A 16745-nucleotide genomic window follows, 5' to 3' on the forward strand; every position below is an offset into this window, starting at 1 on the left:
AGCCGTGTTCATAGCTGGCGGAGGGCATCGCTCGCACGCGAGGATCCGAGCGCCCTTTGCATGGCTTGCCGGGACTGGGCGCGATCGGGCGTGATCCAGTTCGGCTCGGCGCCGAGAAAGCGGTCGAGGAAAGCCACCGCATAGGCCGGCATCTCGGTCACGTTCTCGCGATAGGACCACCATGTGCGCAGGTCGTCGGCGCATTTGTCGATGCTCGGCGCGCTGCCGAATTCCTGCTCGTGGATCGCTGAAATCACCGAGACGCAGTAGTTGGTGTAGAGGAATCCTTCCGGCCAGAAGCGGATGATCTCCAGCGTGCCGGCATTCTTATCCGTCTCGATGAGCTGGGTGAGGCCGGAGATCTCCCTGGCTGGCGCCTGCTTGATCAGCTCACGCAAAACGAGACCGGCGGCAAAGACGATGAAGTCGGCGCGGTCGATCGCGGCGAAGCGTTTCTGCGCTTCCATGATCTCGACCCAGTCGAGAAAGGCCCTGGTGAGCTTGGCTTCGTCGATTTCAAAGCGCACGCCGAATGTGTCCGAGACCACCTTGGCGCTGCCGCGGAAGGTGGCGCGAAACCAGCGCAACTGCCGCAACCGGTGGCGAAGGTCGGGCATCAAGGCCAGTTCGTCCCTAAAGGGGAGATCCATGTTCCGCGTTTCCTGTTCCCGGTCAGGCTAGCACAACGGCGCCGCCACCGAAATCGGTTGACGGCCTGTGGATGACCGTGGCCAAGACCAATATCATACATATTGACATTCGCGGAAACAAATGTTCTCACTTTGCTGTTGCCACGCGTCGGTCCAAGGTGCGGTTCAACATAGGCTTCGGGAGGAGAACCGAATGGCGATTTGGCAGTGGGGACTGCTTCTTCTGGTTATTGTTTGGGCGCTTCAGTCGCTCGGCGTCTGGCTGCAGATGCGGCACTATTCGGATGTCTTCAGGGGCGTCACCGACCAATACAAGGACGGCTTCGTCGGAGCCGGCAATTTTCGCGGTCGATTGGCCAAGGGCACCATCGCGCTCGTCGTGGTGACGCCTGATCTGGTCGTGCGCCGCCTGATGGTGATGAGCGGACGCTCTGTCTTCACCAAGTTCAAAAGACATGAAGAATTCGAGGGCGTTCCCCTCGATCGACTCCGGTCCGACCCTGCAGTCATGGGGGAGGGGGAACCCGGTGTGGCCGAGGCCGTGAAGCGGGCGATCGAACAGATCGACAAAACACGGTCGGAGCCGGGGAAGAAGCCGGGTCTGTCCGGTTTGAACGTAGCAAGGGCCTAGAGGACGCCGCGCACCGACTGGGATCAACCGGCGGGCGGCATAAGGAGGAGAAATGTCTGTATTTTCGTTGTTGGCGCAGCATGCCGACATGGCCGTGCACAATCTGCATGTCGCAGGTGCCATGGTCTCGGATGCTGCATTGCATGGCAAGCTCGCGGTCGAGCATGCTTCCGACCATCTCGTTGTCCTCGCACAGGCGGACAGCGGACCGATCACCGTCGATCAGTTCAAGGAAAAGCTGAAGGAAGTCCAGCAGGAAGAGCAACTCGGCTGGCTGACCGCCATCGGCAAATATTTTATCGGTATCTTCCAGAAGGGTGGCGAGGTCTTCGCCGGCTTCGTCACCGGCATCATTCCGACGCTGGTCGTGCTGATGACAGCCTTCTACGCCGTCACCGAACTGGTCGGCGAAGAGCGCGTGCATGGTCTGGCGCGCGGCGCCGGCCGGATCGCGCTGACCCGCTATACGCTGCTGCCGCTGCTGGCGGTGTTCTTCCTCACGAATCCGATGGCCTATACGTTCGGATCGTTCCTGGAAGAAAAGCACAAGCCGGCCTTTTATGACGCGGCCGTGTCCTACGTGCACCCGCCGCTGGGCCTGTTCCCGCACATCAATCCCGGCGAATATTTCGTCTGGGGCGGCATTCTCGTGGCGCTGCTGGAGCTGGAAAAGAAGGGCGCCGTCGTCGCCGGTTATCACGTCAAGGTGGCGATCTGGTACGCCATCGTCGGCCTCGTCGTCATCCTGCTCAAGGGCATGCTGACCGAACGCATCACCGCCATCATGGCACGCCGCCAGGGCGTCGAGCTGTAAGGTCGGGAGGACATCATGGCCAAGACATACAAAGCCGTACAGATTTCCCGGGGCAAAACCGGTTGGGGCGGTCCGCTCGTGATCGAACCGACCGAACAGCGCAGCAAGGTTGTTTCCGTCACCGGTGGCGGCATTCACCCGGTGGCGCAGCTCATTGCCGACATGACCGGCGCCGAGGCCGTCGACGGCTTCAAGGCGCCGCCGATCGAAAGTGAGATGGCGGTTGTCGTCGTCGACTGCGGTGGCACCGCACGATGCGGCGTCTATCCCCGCAAGCGCATCCCGACCGTCAATCTGACGCCGGTCGGCCAGTCTGGGCCGCTTGCCCAGTTCATCACCGAGGACATCTACGTTTCGGGCGTGAAGCCGGCCAACATCACAATGGCGGACGGATCCGAAGCGGTCACCACTGCCGGGGGAGCAGCATCGATGAGTTCAAGCAACAACGCGCCTGCGGCGCCGCAGGCGCTGCCAAGCGAAGGCGGTGTGATCGGTCTGATCAGCTCGATCGGCCGCGTCATGGGCCGTGTCGTCGGCATCTTCTTCAATGCCGGCCGCCGCACGATCGACCAGGTCGTGCGCAACGTGCTGCCGTTCATGGCCTTCGTGACCATGCTCATTGGTCTGATCCTGTACACCGGCATCGGTGACGTGCTGGCGCAGCCGATGGGTCCACTGGCCAACAACATCGTCGGCCTGCTGATCATCTCGGCGATCTGCGGCCTGCCGTTCCTGTCGCCCATCCTCGGGCCAGGCGCCGTCATTGCGCAGGTCATCGGCGTGGCCATTATCGGTCCGCAGATCGCCAACGGCACGATTTCGCCGGCAATGGCACTGCCGGCGCTGTTTGCCTACAATACCCAGGTGGGCTGCGACTTCGTTCCTGTCGGACTGGCGCTCGGTGAGGCCAAGCCGAAGACGATCGAGATCGGTGTTCCGGCGGTGCTCATCAGCCGCCAGATCATGGGCCCTGTGTCGGTGCTGATCGCCTGGATCGTCAGCCTGATCGTGTTCTGAAGCAATTCCAGGAAAAGTGTGAAACGGTTTTCCATCCGGAATTGCGTCGAAACAAAGAGATAGAGCGGTTCGCCGTTTCCGTGAAACGCTGAACCGCTCTCAGGAAAAATAGCAAATGAGGTTCGCCACATGACGGTTCTGTTGAGAACACGGGTCACTGCCATCGGACCCGAAGTGGCGGACCTTGCCGAAGGGGGCGTGGTCATCCTGTTTGCCGATGGCTCGCCGCCGGAACTTGCCGAGGTTTCCGTGCTCCACAAGACGGAGCACGGACCCAGCGACGGCGCGCCTCAGAAGGGCGCGTCGATCACGCTTGGTCCTGTTGCCGCGACCATAACCGCGGTCGGGTCCAGTGCCTGGAGCAAGGTGCTGGAAATGGGCCATGTCGTCATCTCGTTCAACGGCGCCAACGAGGCCGAGAGGCCGGGCGAGATCTGCGCCTCGCAAGTCGATGCGCAAGCGCTCGTGGCTGCGCTCAAGACCGGCGCGATCATAACCATCGCCGCCTGACAGCATTCGCGCCGCGGCCTATGTTGGGAGCGGCGCTCAAAACCAGAGTATTTGCCATGGAACGCTCGACCATCGTCAGAGTGCATGAAGGTCTGCACGCCCGCCCCGCGACGCGATTCGTCAAGCTCGCCAAGGGCTTCGAATCCGATGTCGAACTGGTCAAGGACGGCAAGGCAGTCAGCGCCAAGAGTTCGGTCAAGCTGATGCTGCTGGCCGTCAAGGAAAACCAGGAAGTCACCGTGCGGGCGAACGGCGCCGACGCCATCGAGGCCATCGAGGCGCTGATCGGCTATCTCGAAAATCCAAAGGCCGGCCTCGATGATGAAGCCGAGACGCAGAGCCCGGCGAATGATGCCGGGCAGGACGAGGCGGCTGCGCCGGCGCCCGAACCCGCGGCATCTGGTGGAGCAAACGGCTTGCGTGGTGTTGCCGCAAGCGAGGGCGTCGCCATCGGGCCGGCCTTTGCGCATTTCCCGCCTGATATGGCCGGACAAGGCCGGATGTTGCAGGCCGAGGAGATTGCCGGCGAGATCGACAGGTTCCGCGCCGCCGTCAGCGCCGTCCAGGCGCGCATGGACAGGGCGTTGGCGCAGGACAGTCTGTCGGCCGGAGACCGCGGCATCATCGCCGCGCTCAGGGACATCGCCGCCGACGACAGCCTGACCGGGGAGGCCGAGGGCCTGATCAAGGGTGGCAACGACGCGGTTTCAGCCGTCATCACCGGCGCCTCCACCATCGCCGCCGATTTCAGCGCGGTCGACGATCACTATCTCAACGCGCGGGCGGACGACGTCCATGCGGTCGGGCGGCAGATCTGCCTGGTGTTGCTTGGGCAGGACGACGTCAGCCTCGAAACCATCCCCGAAGGCGCCGTCCTCATCGCCGACGACATCGGCGCCTGGGACCTAGCGCGCGCGCCGCTGAAGCGCATTGGCGGGGTGGTGTGCGGCCATGGCGGCGCCACCTCGCACATCGCCATCATCGCACGCTCGCACGGCATTCCGGCGGTGCTCGGCCTCGGCGACCAGATCAATGCTCTGCGCACGGCACGCGAAGTGGCGCTCGATGGCAACAGCGGCCGCGTGATCATCGACCCCGATTCGGCGACTCGCGCCGAGTTCGCCGGTCGTGTCGAAGCGGCGGCAAAGGAGCGCGCCGGGCTGACTGTCTTCAAGAGCGTGACGCCGAAGCTCGCCGACGGCACCGTGATCGAAGTTGCCGCCAATATCGGCTCGCTGGAGGAAATCGAGGCAGCACAGGAGGCTGGTGCGATGGGCGTCGGCCTGTTCCGCACCGAGCTTCTGTTCATGCGCCATATGCACCTTCCCTCGGAAGACATGCAGGCCGAAACCTATGCGGCGCTGGCCAAGGCATTTGCGCCGTACCCGGTGATCGTGCGCACGCTCGACATCGGCGGCGACAAGCCAATCGCCGGCATCGAATTCCCCGACGAGGAAAACCCCTTTCTCGGCTGGCGCGGCATTCGCATGTGCCTCGACCGGCCCGACATCTTCAAGCGCCAGCTCAGGGCGCTGCTGCGGGCGGCCGTGCACGGCAACGTCAAGGTGATGCTGCCGATGGTGGCCGACATCGGCGAGGTCAGGCAGACGCGCGTGCTGGTCGCGGAATGCGCCGCCGAGCTGAAAGCCGAAGGCGTCCCGCATGCCCCGTTCGACCTCGGGGTGATGATCGAAACCCCGGCCGCCGTGCTGATCGCCCCGGCTTTGGCAAAAGAGGTGGCGTTCTTCTCGATCGGCACCAACGACCTGACCCAGTATATCATGGCCGCCGACCGGCTCAATCCGACGGTGTCGAAGCTCAACGACGTCACCAACCCGGCCGTCATGTCGGCGATCGAAATGACGGCAAAAGCCGGCGTTGCCGCTGGCATCATGGTCGGCATGTGCGGCGAAGCGGCCGGCCGGCCCGATCTCATTGCGACGTTCGTGAAGATGGGGTTGACCGAACTCAGCATGAGCCCGGCCTCGATCCAGCGCGCCAAGAAGACGATCATGGCCCTGGCGGCCGGGGAATAGATCTCCGCCGCCGCGTTGTTTTGCGCAGTTCCGGACGGAAAATCGCTTCCTGGAATTGCTCGAGCGGGTTACGGCAAATGGGCAAGCAAGGTGGCGAAGACGGTGGTCAGTTCATCGATCGGGCTCGCCTTGGCGCAGGCCTGAACAATGCGATCATGACGGATATCGGCGGCCAGGATCGCGATCTCCAGCAGATCCGGCTCCGGCAAGCCGTCCCTGCCTGTTGTCGCAAGGCCGCAGGCCAGAACGAGCGGCGCCAGGCAGTTGATGTCGAGCGCCCGGTCGCCAATCGCCGGCATTTCCGGCGCCGTTTCGGCAAAGCGGACGGGACGCTGGGCGAGACACTCGACCAGCAGCGCCGAACAGGTGGCCGCGATTGCCTGCAGTCCAGCACCCGGCGCGGTCAGAGCGGCCAGCAGATTGCCATGCCGCTTGTGCATCGTGGCATGGACCGCGGCGAAATCGGCTTCGTGGATGCGGGCGTTTTCAATCTTCAGGCCTGCAAGCACCGCCTTGGTCAGATAGTACATGTCGCGTCGGAACAGGCGCTCCGCGCTCAACTGCCGCTCTTGGTTTCCGGCCGGGAAATAGGTTCCAAGGCCTTTTACGGTCGTACCGTCGACCTTTATCGGGCGTTCACGCGGAACAAAGGATTCGGCAATCGACAACGCTTCGTCGACGGCGCTCGCGGCATGGCTGAGCAGGTCTTCTATGCCCTTGCCGGGAAACGGCGGCAGATGGCTGGTGGCTTCGCGCAAGACACTGGCGTCGCCGGTGCCGTCATGGCGGCTCTGGCGGATCATATCGCGAACTTCCCGCAACCGGTCCTTCAGATTGACGCGGACGTCTTCGGAGATTTGTCGCAGCATGGCGATCGCCTCGAAATTCGTGCGGGTGGCCGCCAACAGGGCTCCAGCCACCACCTCTACATTGTTCCTATCGATTGGTAGATCAATAGGGGATATTAGACCAGCAGGCAGAATCGGCGACAGCGCGCTCGGCCATCGCCGTGGGGAGGGATAGATTGGGCAGGCGACGACAGGGCGAAACCGAAAACAGTCGAGGTAAAAGCGAGACGCCCGAGCAGGTCGCTGGCGAAAGCCGGACGGATCGCCTCAGGATTCGCGCCGCCTGGATGTATTTCGTAGAGCAGATGACGCAGAACGAGATCGCCGACGTGCTCGGCGTTGGCCGCGTCACCATCGTGCGCATGCTGGCGGATGCCCGTTCACGCAACGAGGTGAAGATCAGCATCGAAAGCGAATTGTCGGAGATCGTGCGGCTGGAGCGCGCGCTGGAAAAGACCTTCGGGCTGCAGCAGGCGCTGGTGGCGCCGCTTTCCACGCCCGATGCCGATCCGGTACCGGCAATCAGTGCCAAGACCGGCAGTTTCCTGTCCGACACGATGAAATCCGGCATGCGTGTCGGCGTCGGCTGGGGTCGGACGCTGTTCTCGAGCCTGCCCTTCATCAGCGCCAAGTCGCTCGCCGACTTCAAGGTCATTTCGCTGCTTGGCGGTGTCGGCGTGGTGCGTCGATTCAACCCGGCCGAGTTCGCCTGGCGCTTCGCCCAAATCTTCCAGGGCGACGGCTATCTGATCCCGACGCCGGCCGTCGTCGACAGCGTCGAGACCAAGATCGCGCTGGTTGAGCGCTGCGGCCTGCAGGAGGTTTTTGAAATGGCCAACGTGCTCGATGCCGTTTTGCTGAGCGTCGGCGGCATCGCCTCGGCCACCACCTTCTCTCGCGGCGGCTTTCTCAAAGAAGCGGATCGGGAGGCCCTGCTTGCGCGTGGCGCCGTTGGCGACCTTCTGTTCCATTTCTTCGACCGCAATGGCGATCTGGTCGACCATCCGGTCAACAGCCACGTAATGTCGGTGGATGTCGACCGTCTGCGCAAGGCGCCGATCCGTATCCTCACCTCCGGCGGTGCGGAGAAGACAGAGGCGCTGCTCGGTGCCATGACCCTGATCGCGCCGACGATCCTGATCACCGACGAGGAAAGCGCGCGGCGCATGCTCGAGGCTCACGCGGCGCAAGGCTCGCCATGAGGCCGCCGCGCCGGTTGCCCGGACCAGGGCCATCGGCTATCTGACCGTCCAGACACCTGACGCCTGAACGACCAATCAAACGGAGCCCCTGATATGACCGACAAGACGATCCTCAAATTCGGCGCCGTCGAAAACGCGGAAGCCGGCGATCTGGCCGGCTGGGTCGTGGTCGAGGGCAAGCCGACCATGAAAACCGCCGTCCAGCACACGACCGAAGACGGCAAGGTGATGTCGGGCACGTGGCAGGCGACGCCCGGCACCTATCATGCGACCTACACCGACTACGAATTCGTGCACATGATCGCCGGCCGCATCATCATCACCCCCGACGGCGGTGCACCGGTCGAGGTCGGCCCCGGCGATGCCTTCGTGGTGGAAGCCGATTTCAAGGGAACGTGGAAGATCATCGAGCCGGTGACCAAGCATTTTGTCGTCAGGGTCGGCTGAGCTGCCTGTTCGCGCGGGCCTTTGGTGGTTGACGCCTAGGCATGCCGGCGCGCCGTCTGGTTTTGATTGTACCGCCACTAGAGGAGCGTTGGAGTCGCCTCGTTCTTCTTCCGGCGTCTGGAGCGCAGTTCCTCCAATCGTTGCAGGATGACGAAAAAGGATGGCACGAAAAGAATGGCCAGGCAGGTCGAAGCGAGCATGCCTGAAAAGACCGTGATGCCGATCGACTTCCGCGCGCTGGCACCGGCGCCGGTTGCAAATACCAGCGGCGCCACGCCGAGGATGAAGGCAAACGATGTCATCAGAATGGGCCGGAAGCGGGCACGTGCGGCATCGATCGCCGATTCGACGATAGGCGTGCCGGCGGCACGCAATTCGCGTGCGACCTCGACGATCAGAATCGCATTCTTGGCTGACAGTGCGATGAGCAAGATAAGGCCGATCTGGACATAGAGATTGTTGTCGATGCCAAGGCCATTGAGGACCAGGACTGGCCCCACCAGCGACAGCGGCGCGGCTAGCAGGATTGAGATCGGAGCGAGCCAGCTCTCGTATTGGCCGGCAAGGACCAGGTAGACAAGCAACAGCGCCATTCCGAACACCAGGTAAATCTGATTGGCAACAAGCTTCTCTTGGAAAGACAGGGCAGTCCAATCGAAGCCAGTACCGGGCGGAAGGCTATCCGCTACGATCTCCTCCATCAGCTTGATCGAATCGCCTGACGAAAAGCCCGCGGCGGGCACGCCCACGATCGACGCGGCGGGGTAGAGATTGTACAGGCTGATCAGCGATGGACCGACGCTGGGTTCAATCGTCAACACGGTTCCGAGTGGGATCATGTCTCCGTTATTGTTGCGGACGGTAAGGCGGCCGATTTCCTCCGGCGTCAACCGGAACTGGGCGTCAGCCTGCACATAGATCTGGAAGACACGCCCGAACTTGTTGAACTGGCTGACGTAGCTCGAGCCGAGATAACCGGCGAGCGTCTGGAACACCTGGTCCGTGGTAAGGCCGAGGGCCTCCACCTTGTCGCGGTCGATCTCGGCCTTGTACTGCGGGACGTTGGCGCGGAACGATGACGAGACGCGCTGGATGCCCGATTGCGTCTCAGCCTTGCTTACCACCGCCCTCACGGTGCTTTGGAGCTTCGAGAGGTCGAAACTGCCATCGCGGAGTTCGATCTGCAGTGTGAAGCCGGCGGCGTTGCCGATGCCCTGGATGGGTGGCGGAGGAAGCACCAGAACAAGCCCGTCGGCCATAGCCGACAGATTCTTGTTGAGGGTGGCGTAGAGCGAAGCGAGGTCCTCGTTCTTACCGCGCAACCCCCAGTCCTTGAGAATGATGTAGGCGACGCCTGCGTTGGCGAGCGTCGAATTGTTGTCGAGGGCCGAAAGCCCGGCGATGGTGACCACAGTCTCCACGCCAGGTGTGGCCTTGGCGATCTTTGAAACCTGCTGCAGCGTTTCCTGGGTGCGGCCAAGCGAGGCGCCGTCAGGCAGTTGAACCGCGGCCAGCAGATAACCCTGGTCTTCGATAGGGATGAAACCGGTGGCGACGCGCGACATGCCGTAGCCAGCCGCGCCGATGATCATGAGTGCGATCACGCCCGTTACGGCGCTATGGCGCACCATCATTCCGATCAACCGAGCGTAGGCATTCTCGGCACGCTGGTAGGCCGCATTGAAGCCCCGCGCGAAAACATTGCGCTGGTCCGGTGGTACTGGACGCCTAAGCCATGTCGCGCATTGCGTTGGCTTCAATGTCGCGGCGTTGACCGCGCTGATCAACGCGGTCGCTGCGATCACAAGCGCGAATTGCGCGTACATCCGGCCCGTAAGGCCGGGAAGGAAGGCCGCCGGCAGGAACACCGCCAGCAGCACCAGCGTGATACCGATGATCGGCGCAAACAGTGTCTTCATGGCGGCAATGGCGGCGTCGTGGCTCGACATGCCGCGTTCCATGTTATGGGCGGCCCCCTCGACCACGACTATGGCGTCATCGACGACGATGCCTATGGCGAGCACGATGGCGAACAAGGTGGAAAGGTTGACCGAGAAGCCGAGCGCCGCCATTGCGGCGAACGCGCCAATGATGGTGACCGGTACGGTCGTGGCCGGAACCAGCATCGCCCGCCAATCCTGCAGGAAGACGAGGATGACGATCAAGACCAGCACCGCAGCCTCAAACAGCGTCTTGTAGACCTCGTCGATCGCCTGGCTGACGAAATTCGTCGTGTTGAACGGTATCGCGTAAGCTATGCCTTGCGGGAAGGCACGCGCCAGTTCCTCCATCCTGGACGCGACCCTCTTGGCCACATCGAGCGCGTTCGCGCCGGGTGCCAGAAAGATGGCCATGCCGGCCGCCTGCTGGCCGTCGAGGTTGAAGAACTGTCCGTAGGTCTGCGCCCCGAGTTCAACCCGCCCGACATCGCGAACACGCGTCATGTCACCGTTGGCGCCCGTCTTGACCACAACGGCGCCGAACTGGTCGGGATCGTCAAGGCGGCTGGACACTTCGATCGAATACTGGAAGGACTGGTCGTCCGGCGCCGGCGGGGCGCCGATCTGACCTGCTGTGACCTGCTCGCTCTGCTGTTGAAGTGCTTGAACGATATCTTGCGTGGTCAGCCCGCGCGCCAACATCTTTTCGGGATCGAGCCAGACCCGCATGGAATATTGACCCGCGCCGAATACGCTGACATTGCCGACGCCAGGCAAACGCGAGATTTCGTCTCTAAGGCTGATCGTCGCGTAGTTGCTGAGATAGAGGCTGCCATATTTCCCGTCAGGCGAGGTCAACGTCACGATCTCGAGGATGGCAGTCGACTTCTTCTGCACGTTGACGCCCTGCACCTGCACTGGTTGGGCAGCCCGGCCATGGCGGCAGAGACCCGGTTCTGAACAAGCACCTGGGCAAGGTCGAGATCTGTACCGATGGCAAAAGTTACGGTCAGGTTGTAGCTGCCGTCGGAGGCGGCGAAGGACTGCATGTAGAGCATGTTCTCGACGCCATTGACTTGCTGCTCGATCGGCAAGGCTACGGTGTCGATGACCGTGCGCGCGCTGGCGCCCGGATAACGGGTGGTAACCGAAACGGTCGGTGGAACCACATCGGGATACTGCGCTACCGGCAACGCAAAGAGCGAGACGACGCCAATGACGACCATAAGAACGGCTATGACGTTCGCCAGCACGGGCCGTTCGATGAAGAATTTGGAGATCATTGGCCAGCGCCGTTGGCCGGAGTTGCCTTGAGGGTCTTCACCGTCGGTTCGATCTTCTGGCCGGGCACGGCCGTCAGCATGCCAGATATGACGACGCGGTCATCCCCTGTCAGGCCGGAGGTAATGACGCGCAACTCGCCGACCAGTTGGCCGATCTCGACGCTACGCTGCTCGATTGTGTCATCCTTTCCGGCGACGAGCACATAGCGACCGCTCTGGTCGCTGCTGATCGCACGATCCGGTACGAGCAGCATGTCCGGCTGCTCGCCGAGTGGAATGCGCAGTCGGACGAAATAACCAGGCAGCAGCGCATTTCCCTTGTTTTCCAAAACGGCGCGAACCAGAAGCGTACCGGTGGAGGAAGATACCTGAGGCGCCGCATAGTCGAGCGTTCCCTTGTGCGGATATCCAGTCTCGGTCTGCAGGCCGACATCCACCGCTATCTTCTTGAGATTCTGCATTGTCAGACCACGCTTGGCCATTTCGACCCTGATCCGCTGCACGTCCTGCTCACTGACATTGAAATTGACGTATATCGGATCCATCTGGACGATCGTTGCGAGGTCGGAAGCACTGCCAGTGGCTACGAACTGCCCGACGGATACCTGGCGGGCGGTGACGATGCCGTCGAATGGCGCCTTGACTTCGGTGTAGCTTAGGTTGAGCTGGGCCTGCTTGACGTCAACGGCGTTCTGCTGCTGCTTGGCCACGTCGACCGCGGCGGCAGCGGCGGCCTGGTCCGCCGTCGAAGCCGAAATCACCTTCTGCGCGAGCAAATCCTGCTGTCGCTTCAGGTCGGCGCTGGACTGTTTGACCGAGGCATCGGCCGACGTCTGTCCTGCCTGTGCCTGTTCAAGTGCCAATTGGTAAGGTTCAGGCTCGATGAGGAACAGTCGGGTGCCTGCTTTGACGCTGTCGCCGTCCTTGTAGTCTATTTCCTGAATGAAGCCCGCCACCCGGGCAACCAACGGCGTCGAATTGACGGCCGCCGTGTTCCCCGTCGCCTCAAGATAGGGCGTTACTGTCCGCTTGAGCGGCAGCGCCACGTCAACCTTGGGCGGTGGCGGCGGAACATAGTCATTTTGTTTGTTGCATGCTGAAAGCAGCACCGTCCCCGTAAGCGAGGCTACGGCCAGCGCGATGCGCCATACCAAAAGCATTTGACCCCTCTCAACACTTCACGGTATTTTGATCAAGGTTAGCTACTTTGGAGGGGTTTGTCATGCGAATTGCCTTAAGCGCGGTTTTCCTGGCCATTCAGATGGTTGCAACTCAGGCGCAGACAGCGGCCGAACGTGAGGCTTGCCAGGCAGACTACGAAAAGTTCTGCAAAGGCGTGGAGCCAGGTGGCGGCAAAGTCATTCAATGTCTGACAGAGCATTTGAGCGAGCTGACGCCGGAATGCCAGAAGGTCGTCAAGGCGAACACACCTGGTTAGGATCGCGCGGTGCTCTCCTCCAAGTCGCCGACGACGGGAACTGGCGAGCGACTATGGGCGAAGTGACCAGAAAAGGTCACATTCACGTCCATTGGAAAGAAATCTAGCGTAGTTGTAAGGTTCTATCCGGCTCTACTGACGCAATCGATATCGATTGGGTCATGCTTGCCGAGCAAGTCGCCGCCGGCATCGAAGATGTGCTCGCTATTTACAAGGTGACTCAAGCCGACGCCACTGTGGGGGCGTTGATCGCTGGTTTGGTTTTGATGCCGGAGGCAGTCTCTGCCCTTCGTGCTGCACTCCGGTTGAGTCCGATCTTAGAACAAATCTGGGTACACAAAATGATCGTTGAGACATTGCGTGATGGCCGCGTCGATCTCAGCGTGTTCTCGTCGCCCTGGGCAAGGCCGCCCGGTACGCGGCTGTCATTGCGGGAGGATCGTCAGCCGTTGCGTGAGCTGCCGGCATCATCGTCGACCGCAAACTGTGCTTTCTCTTCCCGCGAAGCGATGTCCTGTCGTCCAAAGAACATGGTGCGCATGACACCGTCGCGCAGCAGTGCGAAATGCACAAGCGCGGCCAAGGTGTGAACGCCGGCCAATCCAAGCATGATCCAGACCAGCTTTGCATGGACGAACGCGAAACCCCTTGCCGACAGCGCGCCGACGGATGGTGCCAACGGGACAGGCAAGTTTCCGAAAAGCCGTGCCGGAGGCATGAAAGGCATTGGCCGGTAGCCTAGCCATCCCGTTGTGAGCACGGCAAGAATCATGACGTAGAGCAACATGTGGAAGAAAGTCGTAGCAAACCGCACGGACCGTGAGGTTTGCCTGACAGGGGGCTGGGTGAGGATGCGCCAGCAAAGCCTGAGCACGATGATGGCAAGGATCGTCACGCCGATCGACATGTGGAGCGGAAGCCAGTTCATCATCGCCATTCCCGGCCCGTTCATCGGTCCGAAGGCGACAGTAATCTGCACCGCGAGTGCGATCACGGTCAGGCAGTGCAACAGACGAACGCCGAAATGCCAGCGCAGGCGAGGGTTCTCTCTCACCTCTGGGGCCCGACAGCTATGGAATGCGCGCGCAAGGGTGTGATGGTTTCGTCCTCTCCAACGATCTGATTTCGCAAGAAAGTACGGCGGACTGTAAGACCCACTCCCAGTCGACCCATCGCTGGTTCGCTGCATGCCTGGTGAATGCAACCAACGCCGGCTTGGCATCGGCGGAAAAGAGGAAACAATCCCAGGCTCTTAAGTTACCACCGAAAGGCTCGCCGAGGTCGGCTGCGACACGCCGGGAAACGGCCCGATCTTGGCCGGGCGATGCCCGGACTGGAAGAGGTTGCTGTGGAGGTTGGCGATCCACTGCTTGCCTTCCGTCGTCAACTCCAGATAGCGGATCGCGTCGCCGATATAGGGCTCGACCTGCAGCGTGAAGAAATCCGTGAAGATGGCGCCGAGATCGGCGGCGGTCTTGCAGCCGAGCTTTTCCACCATCCCGATCTCAGAGAACTCGGCAAACAGCGCCGGCAGCTTGCGGTGGTAGAAGGGATCAGCGAGCTGGCCGATCAGGTCCGCGGCCCTGACCAGCGCCGGCTCGGTGTTGGTGACCTGGTAGGCCGGATCGTTCGGCACCGGAAAGCGCGTCATCTCGATCGCCTCGACAATGCGCTCCTCGTTGATGAACTTCGAGGAAGCAAAACGTTGGCGCGCATAGATCTTGGCGCGCTCGATATGATAGGGCGCAAGCACCGCGTCGGAGGTGCCGCGCGGTGGCGTATAGCGGTCGCCGGCCTCGTTAATGACGAAGCTGTCCTCGGTGTCGCCCGGGCACACGCCGTGCACCATGCCAATGTCGTGGACAAGCAGCGCGCAGGTATAATGCAGCCAGTCATCGGGGGTCAGGGATTCCGAAAGCAGCCGGCCGCGGATGATCTGCTGGCCAGCGAGCGTAACCATCAGCGTGTGCTCGATGTTGTGATAGAGGGCGTTCGAATTGCCGATGCGCTCCAGGACAAGGCGGGCCGCCCCGCCTATGTAGCTCGCATATTCCGGATTGCGATGCGAGAAATACTGGAGATAGAGTTCTGACAGATGATCGCCGAGCCGGTCGGCCATGATGGAGATTGGATTGAGCATGACAATCGTTCCTGACCGCTTTGAAGCATGACAAGTCGCGCCGCGCGGCGGCCATCCTAGCACGTTTCCGGCGTGGATTTTATCTTAGGACCAAAGGCCACCCACCGCCGGTCCGCTGCATGCCTGACCAGAAACGATATCCGCCGGCTCGCAGCGGGTATCACGCGCTCGGCATGCACTGCATCCCGGCCGATCAATGCCCCAAAGTTTGAGGTCTAGGAAATTCACCGTACTAATTTCACAAAAAATTTCGCAAAAAGTACGGCAGTTTCTCTCTAAGTCCTTGAGAACGTTGGTGATCCCGACAGGAATCGAACCTGTGACCTACAGATTAGGAATCTGCCGCTCTATCCTACTGAGCTACGGGACCACGCGGCCCGACACATAGCCGCTTCGGATCGTTTCGCCAAGGGGGCCCGCCGAACGCAATTCGGCCAGCCCTTTTGGCAATAGGCATCAGGCCGCCAGCGCGGTTTCAGCCAGTTTCACCCAATAGCTCATGCCGTGTGGGATGACCTCGTCGTTGAAGTCGTAGGCCGGGTGGTGGAGACCGGCGGTGTCGCCGTTGCCGATGAAGATGAAGGCTCCGGGCCGGGCTTCCAGCATATAGGAGAAATCCTCGCCGCCCATCACCGGCTGGATGCCGCGGTGGACATGGGCGTCGCCGGCGACACCGGCCGCGACGTCGCTGGCAAACACCGTCTCTTCCGCATGGTTGAAGGTCACGGGGTAATTCGCCTGGTAGTCGACCTCGATCTTGGCGCCGAACGCGGTCGCCAGTCCCTCGCAGATGGTGCGGATGCGCTCTTCGGACTTTTTGGCGATTTCCTTGCGCAAGGTGCGCACGGTGCCGGCGATTTCTGCCGTTTCCGGGATGATGTTATAGGCATCGCCGGCGTGGAACTTGGTCACCGACACCACCACGGCCTCGACCGGATCGGTGCTGCGCGAGGCGATCGTCTGCAAGGCGCCGACCAGCTGGCTGGCGATGACGATCGGGTCGACCGTGGCGTGCGGCATTGCCGCATGGCCGCCTCTACCGCGCACGGTGATGGTGAACTCGGCCGTCGCCGCCATGATCGGGCCCGGGCGGATGGCGAACTGGCCGACAGGCAGGCCCGGCATGTTGTGCATGCCGAACACCCTGGAGATGTCGAAGCGCTCCATCATGCCGTCCTTGACCATCTCGTTGCCGCCGCCGCCACCTTCCTCGGCCGGCTGGAAGATCACCGCCACCGAGCCGGTGAAATTACGCGTCTCGGCGAGATATTTCGCGGCACCCAGAAGCATCGCCGTGTGGCCATCATGGCCGCAGGCATGCATCTTGCCGGGATTGGTCGAGGCGTAGGGCTTGCCGGTGATCTCGTTGAGCGGCAGCGCGTCCATGTCGGCGCGCAGGCCGATGGTGGGGCCTTCGCCCTGGCGGCCGCGGATGATGCCAACGACGCCGGTCTTGCCGAGGCCGGTCACCACGTCGTCGCAACCGAAGGCCTTCAGCTTCTCGGTAACGAAGGCCGCGGTCTTGAAGACGTCGAAGTTCAATTCCGGCGTCTGGTGCAGATGCTGGCGCCAGCCGGCAACTTCGTCCTGCATTTCGGCTGCACGGTTCAGGATTGGCATGATGGTTCCATTTCGCTGTTGGGACAGGCGGGTGTCGTCCGCTGCCTTGCAATTGTGATTGTCAGGCACTTTGCCATGTTGGCGTCACATAGAGTAAATAGCACCGCAACGATGTGGTCCGGTTTTTTGAGGGTCGGACGCATCATGCTGGCGATCGCGTAACGAAATC

At 61.8% G+C, this 16745-nt stretch carries 14 protein-coding genes, 1 tRNA gene and 1 pseudogene; 8 read left to right on the forward strand and 8 right to left on the reverse strand.

Annotation, left to right across the window (positions count from 1 at the left end; genetic code table 11):
• Nucleotides 1-8: 8 nt before the first annotated feature.
• Entirely contained in the window at nucleotides 9-650 is a 642-nt protein-coding gene (locus tag AC1RZR_RS08895) for a hypothetical protein (RefSeq protein ID WP_477269527.1), read from the reverse strand.
• A 193-nt stretch (nucleotides 651-843) separates the two neighbouring features.
• On the opposite strand from AC1RZR_RS08895, the gene AC1RZR_RS08900 reads away from it, so the two are divergent.
• From AC1RZR_RS08900 to ptsP, 5 genes are all read left to right on the forward strand, one after another.
• Complete coding sequence (locus tag AC1RZR_RS08900; RefSeq protein WP_481828269.1) at nucleotides 844-1281, forward strand: transcriptional regulator GutM; 438 nt, start codon at nucleotides 844-846, stop codon at nucleotides 1279-1281.
• A gap of 52 nt (nucleotides 1282-1333) precedes the next feature.
• Nucleotides 1334-2095: a PTS glucitol/sorbitol transporter subunit IIC gene (gene srlA / locus AC1RZR_RS08905; protein WP_013892733.1), complete on the forward strand. Its 762-nt coding sequence runs from the start codon at nucleotides 1334-1336 to the stop codon at nucleotides 2093-2095.
• Nucleotides 2096-2110: 15 nt separating this feature from the next.
• Nucleotides 2111-3112, forward strand: a complete 1002-nt coding sequence (gene srlE / locus AC1RZR_RS08910) for a PTS glucitol/sorbitol transporter subunit IIB (protein WP_481828270.1) — start codon at nucleotides 2111-2113, stop codon at nucleotides 3110-3112.
• Nucleotides 3113-3241: 129 nt separating this feature from the next.
• Nucleotides 3242-3622 (forward strand): PTS glucitol/sorbitol transporter subunit IIA, encoded by a 381-nt coding sequence (locus AC1RZR_RS08915; RefSeq protein ID WP_477269533.1) that lies wholly within the window; start codon nucleotides 3242-3244, stop codon nucleotides 3620-3622.
• A 56-nt stretch (nucleotides 3623-3678) separates the two neighbouring features.
• Nucleotides 3679-5658: a phosphoenolpyruvate--protein phosphotransferase gene (gene ptsP / locus AC1RZR_RS08920; protein ID WP_481828271.1), complete on the forward strand. Its 1980-nt coding sequence runs from the start codon at nucleotides 3679-3681 to the stop codon at nucleotides 5656-5658.
• Between the two features lie 68 nt (nucleotides 5659-5726).
• Here ptsP and AC1RZR_RS08925 read toward each other — a convergent pair whose 3' ends face one another.
• Nucleotides 5727-6563, reverse strand: coding sequence for a hypothetical protein (locus tag AC1RZR_RS08925; RefSeq protein ID WP_481828272.1), 837 nt, complete (start codon nucleotides 6561-6563; stop codon nucleotides 5727-5729).
• A 119-nt stretch (nucleotides 6564-6682) separates the two neighbouring features.
• Between AC1RZR_RS08925 and AC1RZR_RS08930 the strand changes: the two genes are divergently transcribed.
• On the forward strand, nucleotides 6683-7708 hold the full coding sequence (locus AC1RZR_RS08930) for a sugar-binding transcriptional regulator (protein WP_477269539.1): 1026 nt from the start codon (nucleotides 6683-6685) through the stop codon (nucleotides 7706-7708).
• A gap of 93 nt (nucleotides 7709-7801) precedes the next feature.
• A complete protein-coding gene (locus tag AC1RZR_RS08935) occupies nucleotides 7802-8155 on the forward strand; it encodes a cupin domain-containing protein (protein ID WP_111544347.1) in 354 nt (117 codons plus the stop codon).
• Between the two features lie 77 nt (nucleotides 8156-8232).
• Here the strand turns inward: AC1RZR_RS08935 and AC1RZR_RS08940 are convergent.
• Both AC1RZR_RS08940 and AC1RZR_RS08945 read right to left on the reverse strand, forming a co-directional pair.
• Nucleotides 8233-11378 (reverse strand): annotated as a pseudogene (locus AC1RZR_RS08940) (efflux RND transporter permease subunit).
• Nucleotides 11375-12532, reverse strand: a complete 1158-nt coding sequence (locus AC1RZR_RS08945; RefSeq protein ID WP_481828273.1) for an efflux RND transporter periplasmic adaptor subunit — start codon at nucleotides 12530-12532, stop codon at nucleotides 11375-11377. Before AC1RZR_RS08945 ends, AC1RZR_RS08940 begins: the two are co-directional and overlap by 4 nt.
• Nucleotides 12533-12600: 68 nt before the next feature.
• Here AC1RZR_RS08945 and AC1RZR_RS08950 point away from each other — a divergent pair, with 68 nt between their 5' ends.
• Complete coding sequence (locus AC1RZR_RS08950) at nucleotides 12601-12816, forward strand: cysteine rich repeat-containing protein (protein WP_477269547.1); 216 nt, start codon at nucleotides 12601-12603, stop codon at nucleotides 12814-12816.
• Between the two features lie 442 nt (nucleotides 12817-13258).
• On the opposite strand, the gene AC1RZR_RS08955 is transcribed toward AC1RZR_RS08950, so the two are convergent.
• From AC1RZR_RS08955 to AC1RZR_RS08970, 4 genes are all read right to left on the reverse strand, one after another.
• Nucleotides 13259-14038 (reverse strand): cytochrome b, encoded by a 780-nt coding sequence (locus tag AC1RZR_RS08955; protein WP_481828274.1) that lies wholly within the window; start codon nucleotides 14036-14038, stop codon nucleotides 13259-13261.
• 30 nt (nucleotides 14039-14068) lie between these two features.
• Nucleotides 14069-14956 carry a metal-dependent phosphohydrolase gene (locus AC1RZR_RS08960; protein WP_481828275.1) on the reverse strand — a complete coding sequence of 296 codons (888 nt, stop codon included), beginning with the start codon at nucleotides 14954-14956 and terminating at the stop codon, nucleotides 14069-14071.
• Nucleotides 14957-15249: 293 nt separating this feature from the next.
• Nucleotides 15250-15326: transfer RNA gene (locus AC1RZR_RS08965), tRNA-Arg, on the reverse strand.
• 86 nt (nucleotides 15327-15412) lie between these two features.
• On the reverse strand, nucleotides 15413-16576 hold the full coding sequence (locus tag AC1RZR_RS08970; RefSeq protein WP_481828276.1) for a M20 aminoacylase family protein: 1164 nt from the start codon (nucleotides 16574-16576) through the stop codon (nucleotides 15413-15415).
• Between the last annotated feature and the right edge of the window lie 169 nt (nucleotides 16577-16745).

This window comes from Mesorhizobium bavaricum (genome assembly GCF_056781655.1).

Bases quoted from the DNA above. Each gene is read 5' to 3' on its own strand.
- AC1RZR_RS08955 (WP_481828274.1), bottom strand. From the start codon at position 14,038: ATGCCAAGCCGGCGTTGGTTGCATTCACCAGGCATGCAGCGAACCAGC.
- AC1RZR_RS08895 (WP_477269527.1), bottom strand. From the start codon at position 650: ATGGATCTCCCCTTTAGGGACGAACTGGCCTTGATGCCCGACCTTCGC.
- AC1RZR_RS08970 (WP_481828276.1), bottom strand. From the start codon at position 16,576: ATGCCAATCCTGAACCGTGCAGCCGAAATGCAGGACGAAGTTGCCGGC.
- ptsP (WP_481828271.1), top strand. From the start codon at position 3,679: ATGGAACGCTCGACCATCGTCAGAGTGCATGAAGGTCTGCACGCCCGC.
- AC1RZR_RS08960 (WP_481828275.1), bottom strand. From the start codon at position 14,956: ATGCTCAATCCAATCTCCATCATGGCCGACCGGCTCGGCGATCATCTG.
- AC1RZR_RS08900 (WP_481828269.1), top strand. From the start codon at position 844: ATGGCGATTTGGCAGTGGGGACTGCTTCTTCTGGTTATTGTTTGGGCG.
- srlE (WP_481828270.1), top strand. From the start codon at position 2,111: ATGGCCAAGACATACAAAGCCGTACAGATTTCCCGGGGCAAAACCGGT.
- srlA (WP_013892733.1), top strand. From the start codon at position 1,334: ATGTCTGTATTTTCGTTGTTGGCGCAGCATGCCGACATGGCCGTGCAC.
- AC1RZR_RS08950 (WP_477269547.1), top strand. From the start codon at position 12,601: ATGCGAATTGCCTTAAGCGCGGTTTTCCTGGCCATTCAGATGGTTGCA.
- AC1RZR_RS08915 (WP_477269533.1), top strand. From the start codon at position 3,242: ATGACGGTTCTGTTGAGAACACGGGTCACTGCCATCGGACCCGAAGTG.
- AC1RZR_RS08935 (WP_111544347.1), top strand. From the start codon at position 7,802: ATGACCGACAAGACGATCCTCAAATTCGGCGCCGTCGAAAACGCGGAA.